The sequence below is a fragment of the Pseudomonas sp. S2_C03 genome (genome assembly GCF_054668405.1).
The window spans coordinates 2,312,399-2,328,398 of the sequence record NZ_CP162766.1; the positions used below are offsets into that span (position 1 = coordinate 2,312,399).

The following is a 16,000-nucleotide window of genomic DNA, read 5'->3' on the forward strand; positions in this document are numbered from 1 at the left end:
TCAGTGGCCCAGATAGACTTCGATGACTTTCGGGTTTTTCTGCACCGCCTCCATGCTGCCCTCCGCGAGCACCTTGCCCTGGTGCAGCACCGTGACCTTATGCGCGATGCTCTGCACGAACTCCATGTCATGCTCGATCACCAGCACCGAGCGGCCCTGGCTGATGCGGTTGAGCAGCTCGGCGGTTTGCGCGCGCTCGCTGACACTCATGCCGGCAACGGGCTCGTCGAGCATCAGCAGCTCCGGGTCCTGCATCAGCAACATGCCGATTTCCAGCCACTGTTTCTGGCCGTGGGACAACAGCCCCGCCTGCTGCTGCAACAGCTCACCGAGGAAGATGTCCGCCGCCACTTCGTGGACACGTTGCACCACCTCGTCGCTGCGCTTGAAAAACAGCGCGCCGAACACCGTGCGGCCCTTGGGAAACGACATTTCCAGGTTCTCGAACACCGACAGGTTGTCGTAGATCGACGGAGTCTGGAACTTGCGACCGACACCCGCCCGCACAATGTCGTATTCCTTCATCTTCGTCAGTTCGCGGCCCTTGAAGTCGATGCTGCCGGCTGTGGCGCGGGTCTTGCCGCAGATCAGGTCGAGCACCGTGGTCTTGCCAGCGCCATTGGGACCGATCACTACGCGCACTTCATTGCGGTCGATGTACAGGTTGAGGTTGTCCACCGCCTTGAAACCGTCGAACGAGACCGTCAGCCCTTCGATGGCCAGCACGGGCTTGGGCATTTGAAAAGCGGTCGCCTGGCTCATGACTGGGTCTCCATCGGGCGGCTGGTTGCAGAGGGTTCTATCGCAGTCTCGGCCTTGATGATCGGCGCCACTATCACGACCTTCCTGGCCGGCACGAACCGCGCGATCCATTTGCGCCCGTGTGTCTCCCAAACCCCGGCCAGGCCATTGGGGAAGTACATGACCACGGCGATGAACAACCCGCCCATGAGGTACAGCCACAGTTCCGGGAACGACTCGGAGAAATAGGTCTTGCCGTAGTTGACCAGCAGCGATCCATAGACCGCCCCCAGCAACGACATGCGTCCACCCACGGCGGCAAAGATCACCATCTCGATCGACGGCACAATGCCCACGAACGAGGGCGACATGAAGCCCACCTGCAAGGCAAACATCGCCCCGCCAATCGCGGAAAACCCAGCCGCCACGCAATACACGAAGATCTTGAAACCGGCGACGTCATACCCCGAGAAGCGCACCCGTTCTTCCTTGTCGCGCATCGCCATCAGCAGGCGCCCCAGCTTGGACGAGAGGATGAACTTGCCAATCAGGATGCAGCCCAGCAGCAGGACCGCGTTGATGAAGTACAGGATCAGCTTGGCGCCATCCCCACGAATATCCCAACCCAGCAGGGTCTTGAGATCGGTGATCCCGTTAACGCCACCGGTGAGGCCCTGCTGGCCGATGATCAGTACGGTGAGGATCAGCGCAATCGCCTGGGTGACGATGGAGAAGTACACATCCCCCACCCGCCGCTTGAACAGCGCCGCCCCAATCACCAGGGCGAGGATCACGGGCACGGCAACCACCGCGATCACGGTGAAGCTGAAACTGTGGAACGGCATCCACAGGGCCGGCAGCTCGGTGATCTGGTTCCAGTCCATGAAATCGGGAATTCCCGGCGTCGACTGGATCCTGGTGCTTTCCGGGTCACTGGCTTCAAGCTTGAGAAACATCGCCATGCAATAGCCCCCAAGCCCGAAGAACACGCCCTGCCCCAGGCTGAGAATGCCGCCGTAACCCCAGCACAACACCAGGCCAACCGCGACGAAGGCGTAGGTCAGGTATTTGCCGACCATGTTCAAGCGGAAGGCGTCGAGGGTCAGTGGAAACACTACCAGGATCAGCGAGGCGAGAATCAGCAGGCCAATCACGCCCTGCCGCCCACCCATGAGTTTGTCTATCGTGTTCATCAGCGGCCTCTACTTGCGAACTTTGCTTGCGAACAACCCTTGCGGGCGCAGCAACAGAATCAGGATCACCGCCGACAAGGTCAGCACCTTGGCCATCGAGCCACTCATGAAGAATTCCGAGACCGACTGCGTCTGGGCAATGGTGAACGCCGAGGCAATCGTGCCCAGCAGACTCTGCGCGCCGCCGAACACCACCACCAGGAAGGTGTCGACGATATACAGCGAGCCGGCAGTCGGGCCGGTCGAGCCGATGGTGGTAAACGCGGCACCGGCGACACCCGCGACCCCGCAACCCAGGGCGAACGTCATGCGGTCCACTTCACGGGTATTGATGCCAACCGCCCGGCTCATCACCCGGTTCTGTACCGTTGCTCGTACCTGCAAGCCCCATCGCGTGCGATAGAGCATGAGGAACACGCCACCGGTCATCAGCACGGTCAGGGCCATGACGAACAAGCCGTTGCGCGGGATCTCGATGGCGTCGGTCAGGTTGACCGCACCCATCAGCCACTCGGGCGGGTTTGCGCTGACTTCCCGCGCGCCGAAAATCGAGCGCAGCGCCTGTTGCATCACCAGCGACAAACCCCAGGTGGCCAGCAGAGTGTCCAGGGGCCGGTGGTACAAACGGCTGATCATCACCCGCTCGACCACCCAGCCAAGCGAGCCTGCAACCAGGAATGACAAGGCGATGGCGAAGAAAAAATAGTAAGGCTGCATCGACGGCAGGTAGTTTTGCACCAGCGTCGACAACACGTAGGTGGTGTAGGCACCCACGGTGAGGAATTCGCCATGGGCCATGTTGATGACGCCCATCTGGCCAAAAATGATCGCCAGCCCCAGGGCCATGAGCAGCAGCACGCAGAATACGGAAAGCCCGTTGAACCCCTGCATGACCACGATGGCACCGAAATCAGTCAGCCATTGCATGGTGGTGGTCTCCGAAAGAATAGAGCGTGGCGTTTTCAAGGTGAGGGCACCCGCCCCCACCTTGAACGAGGCTTATTGGTACCCTTTGGGGAACGGGTTCGGTTCGATCAGATCCGACTCGTAGATCACCTTGAATTGCCCGTCGGCCTGGGCTTCGCCGATGCGGGTCTTGCTCCACAGGTGGTGATTGTCGTGGACCTTCACGTAGCCTTCGGGTGCGGTTTTCAGCTCGATGCCCGGGGATGCGGCCACCACCTTGTCGATATCGAAGCTGCCGGCCTTCTCGACCGCCGCCTTCCACAGCCAAGGGCCGAGATAGGCCGCCTGAGTCACGTCACCCATCACCGCGTCCTTGCCGTACTTGGCCTTGAAGGCATCGACGAAGGCTTTGTTGTTCGGGTTGTCCAGGCTCTGGAAGTACTTCATCGACGCATAGAAACCGGCCATGTTTTCGCCGCCGATACCCAGCAGTTCATCCTCGGTCACCGACAGGGTCAGCAGATTCTGCTTGGAAGCGGTCACGCCTGCCGCCTTGAGTTGCTTGTAGAAAGCGACGTTGGAACCGCCAACGACGGCGGCGAACACCACGTCAGGCTTTTTCAGCTTGACCTTGTTGATCAGCGAACCGAACTGGGTGTTGCCCAACGGGTAGTAGTCCTCGCCAACCACTGTGCCGTGCAGCACGTTCTCGATGTGCTTGCGGGCAATTTTCATCGAGGTGCGCGGCCAGATGTAATCGGAGCCGATCAGGTAGAACGTCTTGGCGCCCTTCTCCTTGGCGATCCAGTCCAGGCTGGCAATGATTTGTTGAGTGGCTTCCTGGCCGGTGTAGATCACGTTCTTGGACTGTTCCAGCCCTTCGTAGAACGTGGGGTAGTACAGCAAGCCGTTTTCTTTCTCGAACACCGGCAACACTGCCTTGCGCGAGGCCGAGGTCCAGCAGCCGAACACCGCTGCCACCTTGTCGCCCACCAGCAGCTTGCGCGCTTTTTCCGCGAAGGTTGGCCAGTCGGATGCACCATCTTCCTGCACGACCTTGATCTGACGACCCAAAATCCCGCCTGAAGCGTTGATCTGGTCGATGGCCAGGCGTTCGGCCTGGATCGAACCGGTTTCTGAGATCGCCATGGTGCCGGTGGCCGAATGAAGCTGGCCCACGGTGACTTCGGTGGCGGTCACCGCCAGGCCCGTGGTGTTGGCGTCATCCGCCAGCGCCGATTGGCCAACAATGCTGGCGGCGATCAGCGACAGCGCGGCGGCCCCCAGCGTCAACCGTCGCGGGAGAAAGCGCTTGGCGCCCGGTAATGATTTTTCCATTGATGCGGCTCCTGTGCGGGTGATTCGCGGCAAACGCTCTAAATGGCGTTTCGTCACGAGGTGGACGCAGCATGAAGCCCGGGGCATTAACCCGGTATACGCAGCTTGACGTAGGGAAGTACGTCATTTGACGTACCGCCAGCACCGCGCCGAGCTGGCATGATCGCGGGCGCTCGCCGAGGACAGGGCCCCAGGCCGGGGCACGGAATTTGCTTCGACCGACCCTGTCAGCGCCCTTCAACTCTCCTGCGGAAGCGTATCGTGTCTCCACCTGGCTCCCAGCGCATCATCAAAGTCCGCCGCGACTACAACAGCCTGGTCGCCGACGAGACAATGGAAGACTACGCGTTGAGGTTCACCCCAAAGGCCTTTCGCAAATGGTCCGAGTTTCGTATCGCCAACACGGCCATGGGCGCGGTGTCGTTCCTGGCGCTGGAGGCCATTGGCGGCGCCCTGGTGATGAGCTACGGCTTCACCAACACCGCGTGGGCCATCCTGGCCGCCGCATTGGTCATCTTTTTCACGGGTCTACCCATCAGCTACTACGCTGCGCGTTATGGCGTGGACATGGACCTGCTCACCCGTGGTGCGGGCTTCGGCTACATCGGCTCGACCATCACGTCGCTGATCTACGCGAGTTTCACCTTTCTATTTTTTGCCCTGGAAGCGGCGATCATGAGCCTGGCCCTGGAGCTGTATTTCCAGATTCCCCTGGCGCTCGCCTACGTCATCTGCTCGGTGATCGTGATTCCGCTGGTGGCCTACGGCATCACCCTGATCAACCGCTTGCAGATGTGGTCGCAGCCGCTGTGGTTGATCCTGCTGTTGGTGCCCTATGTCTTTGTGATCTGGAAAAACCCCACGGCCTTGAGCGACTGGATGACCTTTTCGGGGCGCGAAGGCGAAGGCAGCACCTTTGATCTGTTGCTGTTCGGTGCCGCGTTCAGTGTGGCGCTGTCGCTGGTCACGCAAATTGGCGAGCAAGTCGACTACTTGCGGTTCCTGCCGGAGAAAACTCGGCGCAATCGCAAGCGCTGGTGGGCGGCGCTGCTCATGGCCGGCCCCGGCTGGATCATCCCCGGCGCCCTGAAAATCATGGCCGGAGCCTTCCTCGCGTTCCTGGCCTTGCAGTACGAAGTGCCCATCGAGCGAGCCGCCGAGCCGACGCAAATGTACCTGGTTGCCTACCGCTATGTGTTCAGTTCGCCTGAATGGGCACTGGCGGCCATGACCCTGTTCGTGATCATTTCCCAGGTGAAGATCAACCTGACCAATGCCTATGCCGGCTCCCTGGCCTGGTCAAACTTCTTCGCCCGCGTCACCCATAGCCATCCCGGTCGGGTGATCTGGCTGGTGTTCAACGTCGCCATCGCACTGGTGCTGATGGAGCTGGGCGTGTTCGATGCAATCGAGCAGGTGCTGGGGCTTTACGCGAACGTGGCGATTGCCTGGATTGGCGCCCTGGTTGCCGATCTGGTGATCAACAAACCCATGGGCTGGTCGCCCCGGTACATCGAATTCAAGCGCGCGCACCTCTACGACATCAATCCGGTGGGGGTCGGCGCGATGCTGATTGCTTCGCTCGCTTCGTTTTGCGCGCACTTCGGTTTGTTTGGTTCGCTGGCCCAGGCGGCGCCGCCCCTGATCTCGCTGACTATTGCGTTGATCACCGCGCCACTATTGGCGTGGTTGACCCAGGGGCGTTATTACATTGCCCGTACCAGTGCTAACAACCTGCTTTACCCCGAAGGTGCACAGGAAAACCTGCGGTGCGGCTTGTGCAACAATCATTTTGAAACACCAGACATGGCGTACTGCCCCGCCTACCGCACGCCCATTTGCTCACTGTGCTGCTCGCTCGACGCGCGCTGCGCCGATCAGTGCAAGACCCGGGCGCGGCTCTCCCTGCAACTGGAAGACTTGATCAGCCGCATGTTGCCGCGCCTGCCGCGCCGCTATCTGCACACACGCCTAGCGCAATACCTGGGCCTGCTGGCGATTCTGCTGGCTGGATCATCAGGAGGGCTCGCACTGATCTACAAACAGGTCGCCCATGGGTTGGTCGATCCGTCGGCTCAACAGATGTTGACGCTGGCGTTCCTCAAGGCCTTCCTGATGGTGTGCGTCGGTGCCGGTGTGCTGGCCTGGTGGATCGTGCTGACCCGGGAAAGCCGACGCGTCGCCCAGGAAGAATCCGAGCGCCAGACGTCCTTGCTGATCCAGGAGATCGAAGCCCACGAGAAAACCGACCTGGCGCTGCAAGAAGCCAAGGAAGCCTCGGAAGCGGCGAATGCCGCCAAGAGTCGTTACATCACCGGGCTTTCCCACGAACTGCGCACTCCGCTCAACAGCATCCTGGGGTTTACCCAGATCCTGCAAAGAGATGCGGCAACGCCCGCACGACATCAGGACCCGCTGGCAACCATCATGCGCAGCAGTTCGCACCTGTTGTCGTTGATCGACGGGCTGCTGGACGTGGCGAAGATCGAGGCGGGGAAACTGCGGCTGGAGCCGTCGGAAATCCTGTTTCAGGAGTTCCTGCACGACCTTGAGAAAATCTTCGCCAGTACCGCCACCCAGAAGCACCTCAACTTTCGCCTGGAACTTGAGGGGCGCATGCCCATGGTGGTGCGCGGTGACGAAAAACGCGTCAGGCAGATCCTGATCAATCTGTTGGGCAACGCGGTGAACTTCACGGACCGTGGCGAAGTGGTGTTACGTGTCAGCTACCGAAGGGAAACCGCCATCTTTGACATCATCGACAGCGGCATCGGCATTGCCCCGGAGCAAATCGAGCGCATCTTCCAGCCCTTCGAGCGTGGCGGCCAGACTCGCCAGGACAATGGCGTGGGATTGGGTTTGACCATCACCCGCATGTTGACCTCGCTGATGGGCGGCGCCCTCTCCGTCTCCAGTACCCAGGGCGAAGGCACACACTTTCAGGTGCGCCTGTTCCTCTCCGAAGTGCGGGTGCCCAAGGCGGTCGAGGACGCCAACCATGATGTGATCGGCTACGAAGGCCGGCGCCGTCGGGTATTGGTGGTGGATGACCACATCGAGCATCGCAAGGTCATCGCCGGGATGCTCGAACCCCTGGGCTTCGAGATCGTCCAGGCACAGAACGGCCTGGAGGCCGTGCGCCAGGTGTCGCTGCTGCACCCGGACCTGATCCTCATGGACCTGTCGATGCCGGACATGGACGGCTGGAGCACCATCCGCATGATCCGCCACAACGCCCGCTCCGATGTGCCGGTGATTGTGTTGTCGGCCAATGCCAACACCAGCACAGAGGACAGTCTGGGCCACGACTACCTGTCCAAGCCCGTGCACCTGCGCCACTTGCTCGACCGCCTCAAGTATCACCTGAAACTGGAGTGGCAACACCGGCCGCCCAATACCGCAGAGATAAAGGTGCCGTGGGTGCTACCGCCCCGCCAGGACCTGGAAGATTTGTATGAACTGTGCGGGCTCGGGCACGTACGCGGCATCCAGAACAAGCTGGATGCCATCGAGCGTCAAAGCGTCGCCAGCGCCAGTTTCATCGCCGACTTGCGGCTGCTGGCCAAGGGCTTTCGCCTGGACGAACTGAGTTTGCAGTTAAAGGAGGTGCTCAATGAACGCCATCACCCAGCCGACTGAGAAAGGGGTCATCCTGATTGTCGACGATACGCCGGATAACCTGGCGTTGCTGTCCGATGCGCTGGATGAAGCCGGCTACATGGTGTTGGTCGCGCTCGATGGCACCAGCGCATTGACGCGCATCCAGCGCCGGCGACCGGATCTGATCCTGCTGGACGCGATGATGCCCGGCCTGGACGGCTTTGAAACCTGTCGACAGATCAAACAACAGCCCGAGGCTTCGAACATTCCGGTGCTGTTCATGACGGCACTCACCGACACCGATCATGTGGTCAAGGGATTCGAGGCCGGCGCCATCGACTACGTCACCAAACCCATACAGTGCGCAGAAATGGTCGCACGGGTCGCCTCGCACCTGCGTACCGCACGCACGTTGCAATCGGCGCGCGACTCGTCCCAGCAGGTGGGATTCGATGACGCGCTGGTCTTCACCCGCCTGTCCCACCGCTTTCACTTGACCGAACGCGAAGTCGAGGTACTGCGCTGGGTGTCATGTGGCAAGACCAACAAGGACATCGCCGACATCCTGCAACTGAGCCCAAGGACGGTGAACAAGCACCTTGAGCACATCTACATCAAGCTCGGCGTGGAGACGCGGACGGCTGCAACCTCGGTAGCGCTCGCCGCGATGGCAAAAGAAGGTTGATCCGTTCGCCAGCCATCAACATCTCGACGATGCGTTCGTGGGCAGACTTGAGGCTCGATCGCTCCACCGACACCGCGTTGTGTCCTGCTTCTTCATGGGTCATCGCTCTTCACCTGTTTGATATTGATTGATCGTCTGCTGCAACGCCGCGACCTGCGCGTGAGATTGCTGCAACTGGTGCGCGGCCTCGGACGCGGCTCGCGCCAGCTCGCCTTCGAGCCTTTTGATTTCATCGCGGGAAACACCCATCTGCTCTTGCAGCAACTCCCTGGCGCCTTCGGCCCTGGCGAGCGAGGTTTTCATGTGGGCATTTTCATCGGATAAGCGCTGCAAGGAATCCCCCTGCGTGGACATGGCCTTCGCCTGTTGTCGGGCTTCGGCCAGCAGACGCTCGTTGTCACGGTTAAGGCGGGTCAACTCGTCCTGCTTTAGCATCAGGGTTTGCTGCAACTGGCGAAGCTCGAGCTGGACTTGCTGCAATTGGCCTTCGTGGCGGCGTTGTTCCTGATCGCGCTGTTCCTTGACCGCAGTACGGTAATGCTCGAGCGCCTCGCGAGCATGCTGGTGCTTGTCCTCGAGGGAGCGGATCTGTTCGTCCTTCTCCTGCACCCGTAGCTCCAGGTCGCTGCAACTCTGGCTCAGGCGCGCATTGCGGGTGATCTCGGTTTGAAGGCTGGCCTGGCAGAGCTGCAGTTCTTCGGACTGTGCCGCCAGCGCGCTTTTCTGGATATCGACCTCACGTTGCAGGGAACCGACTTGGACCTGGGAGGCGTCGAGCTGCTGCTGTAGCGCGGTACGCTCGGTATCGAATTGTGCCTGGGCGAGGTCAATCGCTTCCCTGCCCTCTTCCTGGAGTCGCTCCAGCAAACCGGCGACCAGCGCGGTCAGCTCCTCGCTCAGGCGCTCCGGCGAGGTTGGCGGCGCCGGATCGAACGTCTCGATCTCTTTGAGATAACGGTGAATGGTGGTTTTCGAGCCGGTATTGCCCAGCTCGATACGGACCGCGTCGATGCTCGGATTCTCGCCACGCGCCAGCAACGATTGCCTCGCTTTCAGGACGATTACCTTGTTTACACCGCCACGCGCCATGTTTTCGCTCCTACTATTTCATACCGTATTACATAATACGTATTTACATACTACGTTATGTGTAGAAATTACACAAAGCAACCTGCTGTCTTTGATAACATAATTGAGCGTTATCGAATGTGATGGGTAGTTTTCGCCCATCGTGATCTGCTTGAGAGCCCGTTTTGCGCAGGAACCCCGTCATGAACAAGGTTGATCGTTATCTGCAGGCCGGTACGCGGGAGAACACCCGGCGCAGTTACCGCGCTGCCGTGGAGCACTTTGAAGTGACGTGGGGTGGTTTCCTGCCAGCCACCGGCGATGGCATCGTGCGTTACCTCGCCGAGTACGCGGACAAGCTGGCGATCAGCACGCTGAAACAGCGGCTGGCGGCGTTGGCACAGTGGCACGTCACCCAGGGGTTTCCCGATCCCACCAAGACGCCCACGGTCAAGCAGATGATCAAGGGCATCCGCACGCTGCATCCTGCCCCGGCAAAACAGGCCGCCCCGCTACTACTTGTTCACCTGGAGCAAACCGTGGGCTGGCTGGAGCAACAAGCGAGCCTGGCTCAGGCGCACGGCGACTGGGCCGGCGTCATGCGTCATCGGCGCGACATTGCGCTGGTGCTGATCGGGTTCTGGCGCGGGTTTCGCGGGGATGAACTGGCACGCTTGCAGGTTGAGCACACCCAGGTCGAAGCAGGCAGCGGCATCACCTTCTACCTGCCGCATTCCAAGGGCGATCGCCAACACCTGGGGGCGACTTATCACACGCCAGCCCTCAAGAAACTCTGCCCCGTTCAGGCCTACATCAACTGGATCACCGCCGCCTGCACCGCCCATGGCCCGGTATTCAGGAAGATCGATCGCTGGGGCCATCTGGCTGAAGACGGGATCAACGCCAACAGCCTGGTTCCACTGTTACGGCGCATCTTTGAGCAAGCGGGTGTCGCGCCCGAGCTCTACAGCAGCCACTCGCTGCGCCGGGGCTTTGCCACCTGGGCGTCGGCGAACGGCTGGGACATCAAGGGCTTGATGAGTTACGTGGGCTGGAAGGACGTGAAATCCGCGCTGCGGTATGTGGACTCTGCCGCCTCGTTCGGTGGCCTGGCGGTTCAGGCACCCACACCCATGGTGCAGGTGCCTGCTCGCCTCACGGAGTGATCGCCACCTTCATCACGCCATCGCGCTGGTGCGCGAACAGCTCGTATGCGGCTTCGATGTCGTCGAGCTTGTAGCGGTGGGTCACCAGCGGCGACAGGTCTACCCCGCCACTCTGCACCACGGCCATCAACCGGCGCATGCGCTCCTTGCCGCCAGGGCATAACGTCGAAACGATGCTCAAGTCGCCCAACCCGGCGGCAAAGGCATCGACCGGAATACGCAGGTCGCTGGAGTAAACGCCCAGGCTCGATAGCCGCCCGCCTGGCCGCAGCACCCGCAGCGCCGATTCGAACGTGCCCTGCGTACCCAGCGCCTCGATGGCCACATCGACACCACGACCATCGGTCAGAGCCATGATCTGCTCGACCACATCGCCCTCCTTGAAGTTGACCACGTGAGTCGCACCCAGCTTGCGAGCCACGCTCATGCGTTCGGGCACGGCGTCCACGCCGATGATCATCGTCGCCCCCTTGAGTCGTGCGCCCGCAATGGCGCAAAGCCCGATAGGGCCGAGCGCGAAGACGACCACGGTGTCGCCAATGTTCACTTCGCCCCGTTCTGCACCGGAAAACCCGGTGGACATGATGTCCGGGCACATCAGGACCTGCTCGTCGCTGAGTCCGTCAGGGATCGGGCACAGGTTGGCCAGGGCATCCGGGACCAGCACGTATTCAGCCTGGCAGCCGTCGATGATGTTGCCGAACTTCCAGCCGCCAGTGGCGCGAAAACCATGGCGGGTATCCGGACCGTCCTGCGACCCGCAACCGCAAAGGCAGGCATAGCTTTGCCCGCTGGGTGTGATGGCGCCGGCAATCACTCGCTGGCCTTCGAAAAAGCCACGCACCTGCGAGCCCAGTTTTTCGATCACGCCGACCGGCTCGTGGCCTACCGTCAGGCCTTTGGCCACCGGGTACTCACCGCGCAGAATGTGCACGTCGGTGCCGCAGATGGTCGTGGTGGTAATGCGGATCAGTGCGTCCAGCGGACCGACTTCGGGAATCGGTTTGTCCTCAAGCACGATCCGGTTCTTTTCTACGAAAACAGCCGCTCTCATGGTTGCCATGGTGATCCCTCCTTTACCTGCACGTTTCCAAAGGCTGCGCCCGGCGAACGGGTGAAGGATTGATGATGGTCAACGATTGAGCGATTGGTGCGCAGATCGGCGACCACTCGTCGGAACGGGCGAGTCGCAACGGTAGTGATTGAACCTGCCAAGCGGCGCCAGTTGCGGCCAGAACAGTGCCGCCTGCCCCGTGCGAGTACCTTCTGCGTCCAGCACTTCCCAGACGATGCCGTCGTGGATCATGAAGGGTTCGCCATGGCGGTCGACCCGGTATCCGCTGTACCCGCTGGCGATCCCCTTGGCGGTCACCACCTCGAGCAGCGCCTGGCGCGCATTGCGATCCAGGCTTGAGGCGCTGAATCGAGAAGGCATGGCGCAAAACTCTTCCCGGCTGTACTTGAAGCAGGTCATTGCGCATTCATTGGTGTAGATGAAGTGCGGGTCGGGGTCGTCATTGTGGGCCACCAGGCTGTAGGGGGCGTGATGGTGAATCCACGCTTCACGCGACCCGTCGACAGCCTCCGGAACAGGAAGCCCGCGCCCGGTCCAGTGCCGGTAGGATTGGTCGAGTTGCTGGATGATTTGCAGATCAGTCATCAATGGTCACCTGTGCTGTCCTTGTGTGCGAGCCCGCTCGCAATAGGTGTGAAGCCGGCTCGGGGTATCAGGATACCGGCGTTGACGATTATCGCGAACAGGCGCGCTCCCACAGTTTAAAAGTCTGCCGCACCTGTTAAATACCCCGCGCCCCTGTAGGAGCGAGTTTACTCGCGATGGTCGCAAGAACACCGCAGGGCGTCAGTAAACCCGCGTCACCGGTGAAGTCGATCGCGGGCAAGCCCGCTCCCACAGGTCCGGTGGTGCTCTTGTGCGAGCGAGCCTGCTCGCGATGGCCGAGGCCTAGTAACGTCTCTTGTTCTGCGCCATGGTCGTCTCGTTTTCCACCAGAAAAATCTGCCTGGGCAACTTGAAGTCACGCAGTTTGAGCAGCGCCAACGGCCCTGCCCCCAACTCCGTGCGCAGGTCCCAGGTCAGGTCCAGACCGTCAGGTGCGCGCACTTGCAGGCGGTAGTGGCTGGCGCTGTCGTTGAGGGGTGTGACCCGGGCCTTTTCCAGCAGACGGATCAGGCCCCAGGTGCCCTCGTTGTCGGCGAACAATCGCTCGCTCGCCCGCACACTGGTCCACAGCAGGCGCGTGCCCGGGTGGCTGGTGAAGCCCGGCCAGCCGAAACGCTGCCAGCTCTCCTTCTGGTTGAAATAGTGATGTTTCTCGCCGTTGAGGATGAACATCGTCTGCACCACATCGCGCACCGGTTTGCCGCGCAGCTCGAAACTCATGCCCATGCCGCCGTCGGTATAGAGCACGTCCGCGAGGTGGCTGAGCTGGTTGATCGCCGTGAGAAACTGCGGGTTGAAACGCAAGCCCTGGCTGTGCCGGGAGTCGTCCACCCAGCGACTGCCTTCCTTGCGCAGCACGCCACCGAGTTGCTGCTGCAAAAACTGCTCGATGCGCCCGGAATCGGCGCGCACCATTTGCCCGAGCATCGGCAGCGACGCGTCGTTGGCGGTGTTGGCAAAGGGATAACGACCGGCGAATGACTGCTGCCAGTCGTTGACGATCGCCCGTTGCCACTGGCTGTTGAGACCGGCGGCTGCCGGTTGCAGGACCCGTTGCCAGGCCTGTTCCAGCGGCTGCACGAACAGCGTCTGGCCGACGTTGTCCCACTCCGCGCCCAGGCTCGCTGCCACCAGGCTGGCGTAGGCCTGAGTGTCGGTGAGGTCGATCTGCTGCCCCTGAAACACCGTCTGCGCCAGCGCCTGGGTCATCGCCTGCGGGTTGGCGGCGTTGCTGATCTGTTGCAGCTTCAGGCGCACCCGGGTCACCCGGTTGAGCAAGGCTTGCAGGCTCAGGCGCTCGCTGTCGCCGTCCTTGTCCAGCAGCGCGAGCAAGGGTCCGAAACTGTTCTCCAGCGGGCCGGTGGATTCAGGCAAATCAATGGCCGCGTCCTGACCCATCAGCTTCTGCGCGGACTTCACCAAAGTATCGCCCAGCGCCTGTCCTCGTCGGCCGGCCTGCCCTTGCCAGCTCAGCGTGCTCATCAGCGCAATCAACGGCGACTGGCGCACATCACTCATCAGCGTCAGTTGATCGATCACCTCGCCCAGGCTGCCCACCGGTTGCCCGTGCAGGCTGTTGAGAAAGTCCAGCCAGGCGTCGGCGTAGTCTTCAAAGTAGCGGTCAGTAAGTTGCTGGCGCAGTTGCTCCGGGCTCAGCTCGGCGGCGATTTGCCCGGGCTGGTCGCTGAGCACCCAGTCGATTTCCTCGCGGCGCGCTTCGGCGATGGCGTCGATGGCCTGGCGCACCTGCCCCTCCCAGGCCTGGCGGGTAAACACGCCGGGCACCGTGTGGGGCGTGGCAAACAACGCGTTTGCATCCGTGCCAGCGACCATCTGTTGCAGGCCCAGGGCCGGGTACTGATTGGCGCTGTCGTCGAGGACTTTTTGGTACAGGCTGGCCTGGGCATTGCGTTGGCCCAGTTGCCCGAGCAGCACCTGACGCGCCTGCGTCACCAACCGCACATCCTTCTCGACGCGCCACTGCGGGTGCGCCGCCAATTGTTCGGCGTAGAACTGCCAGAGGTTGGGCGCGACGCCTTGCCACACGCCAGGCGAAATGTCCGCCCGCTGGGGCAACGCCTCGGTCAGCGTACGGGCGAGAAACGCGCTGTCGGTTTTCGCAGGCTGCGCCAGCATCAGGTAGGCCTTGAGCTGGGCATGGGCGACTGCGGCGCGCTTGACGCGCTCAGGGCTGTCCGCAGGCAGTTTGATCAGCGCTTGCAGCTGACGCGCCAGCTCAGTCGCGACCGGGTCACGCATCAGCCGGTTGTTGGCCTCTACGTACGACGGCCAGGCAGCGGCGAGCAGACGCTCGTTCTGGGTCAGGCCAAAACCCAGGTACCAGGGCGCGCCGTGTTCGGCGCGCGCGAGCAGTTGGCCGAGTTCGCGGGTCAGTTCGTGCAGGGCGAAGACTTGATCATCCACCGAGCCGCCCTGCTGCAACGTCGTCAGCGCCGTGTTGACCTGGCCGACGTGCACGCGGTTGGCCGCGAACGACAGCAACACACCCGCGCCTGCCAGCAACATCAGGCCGAGTGCCAGGGTCCGCGCAGTGCGCATGACGCCCCAGCCGAGGCGACGTTGTTCGGCGTGGCGATCATCGAGCACCCCGCCCCAGGGCGCGGTGGCGTGCCAGAAGTGGCCGTCGGATTTTTCCGGCACCGGCAACGGCAGGCTGAACCACAAGCCACGCAGCGGCACACCCCGGGCGAACAATCGCAACAGCGGCGCCAGCGCCTTGCGCCAACGGGCGATGCCCTCGCTGCGCAAATCGACGGACAGGCGCAGCAGGAAGTCGTGGCCATTGCACTCATTCATCTGGCCAAGACCGTAGGCCCGCAGGGGCTGGACGAGCTGTTCGAGTTGTTGCTCCACATCCTGCGGCGTGACCGAGCGTGGCAGCAGGCAGCCGACAGTTTGCGTGGCGCGCTTATCCTGCGGCCAGGTGCTGGTGCAGATCTGCCAGAGGTGCAGTGGCAGGTGCCAGCGCAGGCGGCGGGCCAGGGCTTGCAGGTGGCGAACGCCTGTATCCATGGCCTCGCCGTCAGTGCTTTGCGCACTATTCAATGCCCAGACCACGCCATCCAGGTCACGCCACCTGCTCAAGCCGGACCATGGGGCAAAGCGGCTTTCATCGAATGGGTTTTGCGTGCTTCCACCCCAAATCAGCAAGGTGTCGTGACCGGCGAGCCAGCACTTGTCCTTAAGGCCGGGGGCGATGGCTTCGACCTGCGCATCTTCACCCACCACCAACAGCAGACGAGCTTTATAGCGCCAGAAGAAGCCGTGATTTTCCTGCAGGTAAGTCTTGATCTCCTCACGAATACGCGCCGCTCGCGCGTCATTGGCCACTTGTGGGTCCAATGGTTCACGAACATCGTCTGCCTGCAACCGACGATAATCGGCCTGCCCCATCTGCCGACCCAGCAACCTGTAACCACCCAGAAACAGCACCACCAGAAAGCTGGCCGACAGCAGCGCAAGCCAGAGCATTTGCACGGCACTGCCGGCTGTGATGCCCAGGGACTCAGGTTGACGCCAGATCCATACATCCAATGCCAGCGTGGCGAGCAACAGCACGCCCATCAGCACACCTATCACTACAGAGTGTCGAAATTGCATG

At 61.7% G+C, this 16,000-nt stretch carries 11 protein-coding genes; 3 read left to right on the forward strand and 8 right to left on the reverse strand.

Features of this window, described 5'->3' with window-relative positions:
* From urtD to urtA, 4 genes are all read right to left on the reverse strand, one after another.
* Entirely contained in the window at window positions 1–762 is a 762-nt protein-coding gene (gene urtD, locus AB4N64_RS10515; RefSeq protein WP_169866578.1) for an urea ABC transporter ATP-binding protein UrtD, read from the reverse strand.
* Complete coding sequence (urtC, locus tag AB4N64_RS10520) at window positions 759–1,934, reverse strand: urea ABC transporter permease subunit UrtC (RefSeq protein WP_169866579.1); 1,176 nt, start codon at window positions 1,932–1,934, stop codon at window positions 759–761. The genes urtD and urtC overlap by 4 nt, the downstream gene beginning before the upstream one ends.
* A 9-nt stretch (window positions 1,935–1,943) precedes the next feature.
* Complete coding sequence (urtB, locus tag AB4N64_RS10525) at window positions 1,944–2,861, reverse strand: urea ABC transporter permease subunit UrtB (RefSeq protein WP_169866580.1); 918 nt, start codon at window positions 2,859–2,861, stop codon at window positions 1,944–1,946.
* A 72-nt stretch (window positions 2,862–2,933) separates the two neighbouring features.
* Complete coding sequence (gene urtA / locus AB4N64_RS10530) at window positions 2,934–4,178, reverse strand: urea ABC transporter substrate-binding protein (RefSeq protein WP_169866581.1); 1,245 nt, start codon at window positions 4,176–4,178, stop codon at window positions 2,934–2,936.
* A 261-nt stretch (window positions 4,179–4,439) separates the two neighbouring features.
* Here urtA and AB4N64_RS10535 point away from each other — a divergent pair, with 261 nt between their 5' ends.
* Both AB4N64_RS10535 and AB4N64_RS10540 read left to right on the forward strand, forming a co-directional pair.
* The gene (locus AB4N64_RS10535) at window positions 4,440–7,817 is read left to right on the forward strand and encodes an ATP-binding protein (protein WP_169866582.1); all 3,378 of its coding nucleotides are present in this window, start codon (window positions 4,440–4,442) and stop codon (window positions 7,815–7,817) included.
* Entirely contained in the window at window positions 7,792–8,463 is a 672-nt protein-coding gene (locus AB4N64_RS10540) for a response regulator (protein WP_169866583.1), read from the forward strand. Before AB4N64_RS10535 ends, AB4N64_RS10540 begins: the two co-directional genes overlap by 26 nt.
* Before the next feature lie 99 nt (window positions 8,464–8,562).
* Here the strand turns inward: AB4N64_RS10540 and AB4N64_RS10545 are convergent, their stop codons facing one another.
* Window positions 8,563–9,552: a DNA-binding protein gene (locus AB4N64_RS10545; RefSeq protein ID WP_169866584.1), complete on the reverse strand. Its 990-nt coding sequence runs from the start codon at window positions 9,550–9,552 to the stop codon at window positions 8,563–8,565.
* 182 nt (window positions 9,553–9,734) lie between these two features.
* Between AB4N64_RS10545 and AB4N64_RS10550 the strand changes: the two genes are divergently transcribed.
* On the forward strand, window positions 9,735–10,697 hold the full coding sequence (locus tag AB4N64_RS10550) for a site-specific integrase (protein WP_460125105.1): 963 nt from the start codon (window positions 9,735–9,737) through the stop codon (window positions 10,695–10,697).
* On the opposite strand, the gene AB4N64_RS10555 is transcribed toward AB4N64_RS10550, so the two are convergent.
* The 3 genes from AB4N64_RS10555 to AB4N64_RS10565 all read right to left on the reverse strand — a co-directional run bounded on the left by AB4N64_RS10555 (window position 10,687) and on the right by AB4N64_RS10565 (window position 15,999).
* On the reverse strand, window positions 10,687–11,760 hold the full coding sequence (locus AB4N64_RS10555; protein WP_460125108.1) for an NAD(P)-dependent alcohol dehydrogenase: 1,074 nt from the start codon (window positions 11,758–11,760) through the stop codon (window positions 10,687–10,689). The two genes, AB4N64_RS10550 and AB4N64_RS10555, sit on opposite strands and share 11 nt — an antisense overlap.
* 69 nt (window positions 11,761–11,829) lie before the next feature.
* Window positions 11,830–12,357 carry an MEKHLA domain-containing protein gene (locus AB4N64_RS10560; protein ID WP_460125111.1) on the reverse strand — a complete coding sequence of 176 codons (528 nt, stop codon included), beginning with the start codon at window positions 12,355–12,357 and terminating at the stop codon, window positions 11,830–11,832.
* Between the two features lie 303 nt (window positions 12,358–12,660).
* Window positions 12,661–15,999: an ImcF-related family protein gene (locus tag AB4N64_RS10565; protein WP_460125114.1), complete on the reverse strand. Its 3,339-nt coding sequence runs from the start codon at window positions 15,997–15,999 to the stop codon at window positions 12,661–12,663.
* Between the last annotated feature and the right edge of the window lies 1 nt (window position 16,000).

Excerpts from the sequence above, each read along its gene's own strand:
- AB4N64_RS10550 (WP_460125105.1), top strand. The coding sequence starts at position 9,735 with ATGAACAAGGTTGATCGTTATCTGCAGGCCGGTACGCGGGAGAACACC.
- urtD (WP_169866578.1), bottom strand. The coding sequence starts at position 762 with ATGAGCCAGGCGACCGCTTTTCAAATGCCCAAGCCCGTGCTGGCCATC.
- urtA (WP_169866581.1), bottom strand. The coding sequence starts at position 4,178 with ATGGAAAAATCATTACCGGGCGCCAAGCGCTTTCTCCCGCGACGGTTG.
- urtB (WP_169866580.1), bottom strand. The coding sequence starts at position 2,861 with ATGCAATGGCTGACTGATTTCGGTGCCATCGTGGTCATGCAGGGGTTC.
- AB4N64_RS10555 (WP_460125108.1), bottom strand. The coding sequence starts at position 11,760 with ATGGCAACCATGAGAGCGGCTGTTTTCGTAGAAAAGAACCGGATCGTG.
- AB4N64_RS10545 (WP_169866584.1), bottom strand. The coding sequence starts at position 9,552 with ATGGCGCGTGGCGGTGTAAACAAGGTAATCGTCCTGAAAGCGAGGCAA.
- AB4N64_RS10540 (WP_169866583.1), top strand. The coding sequence starts at position 7,792 with ATGAACGCCATCACCCAGCCGACTGAGAAAGGGGTCATCCTGATTGTC.
- AB4N64_RS10565 (WP_460125114.1), bottom strand. The coding sequence starts at position 15,999 with ATGCAATTTCGACACTCTGTAGTGATAGGTGTGCTGATGGGCGTGCTG.
- AB4N64_RS10560 (WP_460125111.1), bottom strand. The coding sequence starts at position 12,357 with ATGACTGATCTGCAAATCATCCAGCAACTCGACCAATCCTACCGGCAC.
- urtC (WP_169866579.1), bottom strand. The coding sequence starts at position 1,934 with ATGAACACGATAGACAAACTCATGGGTGGGCGGCAGGGCGTGATTGGC.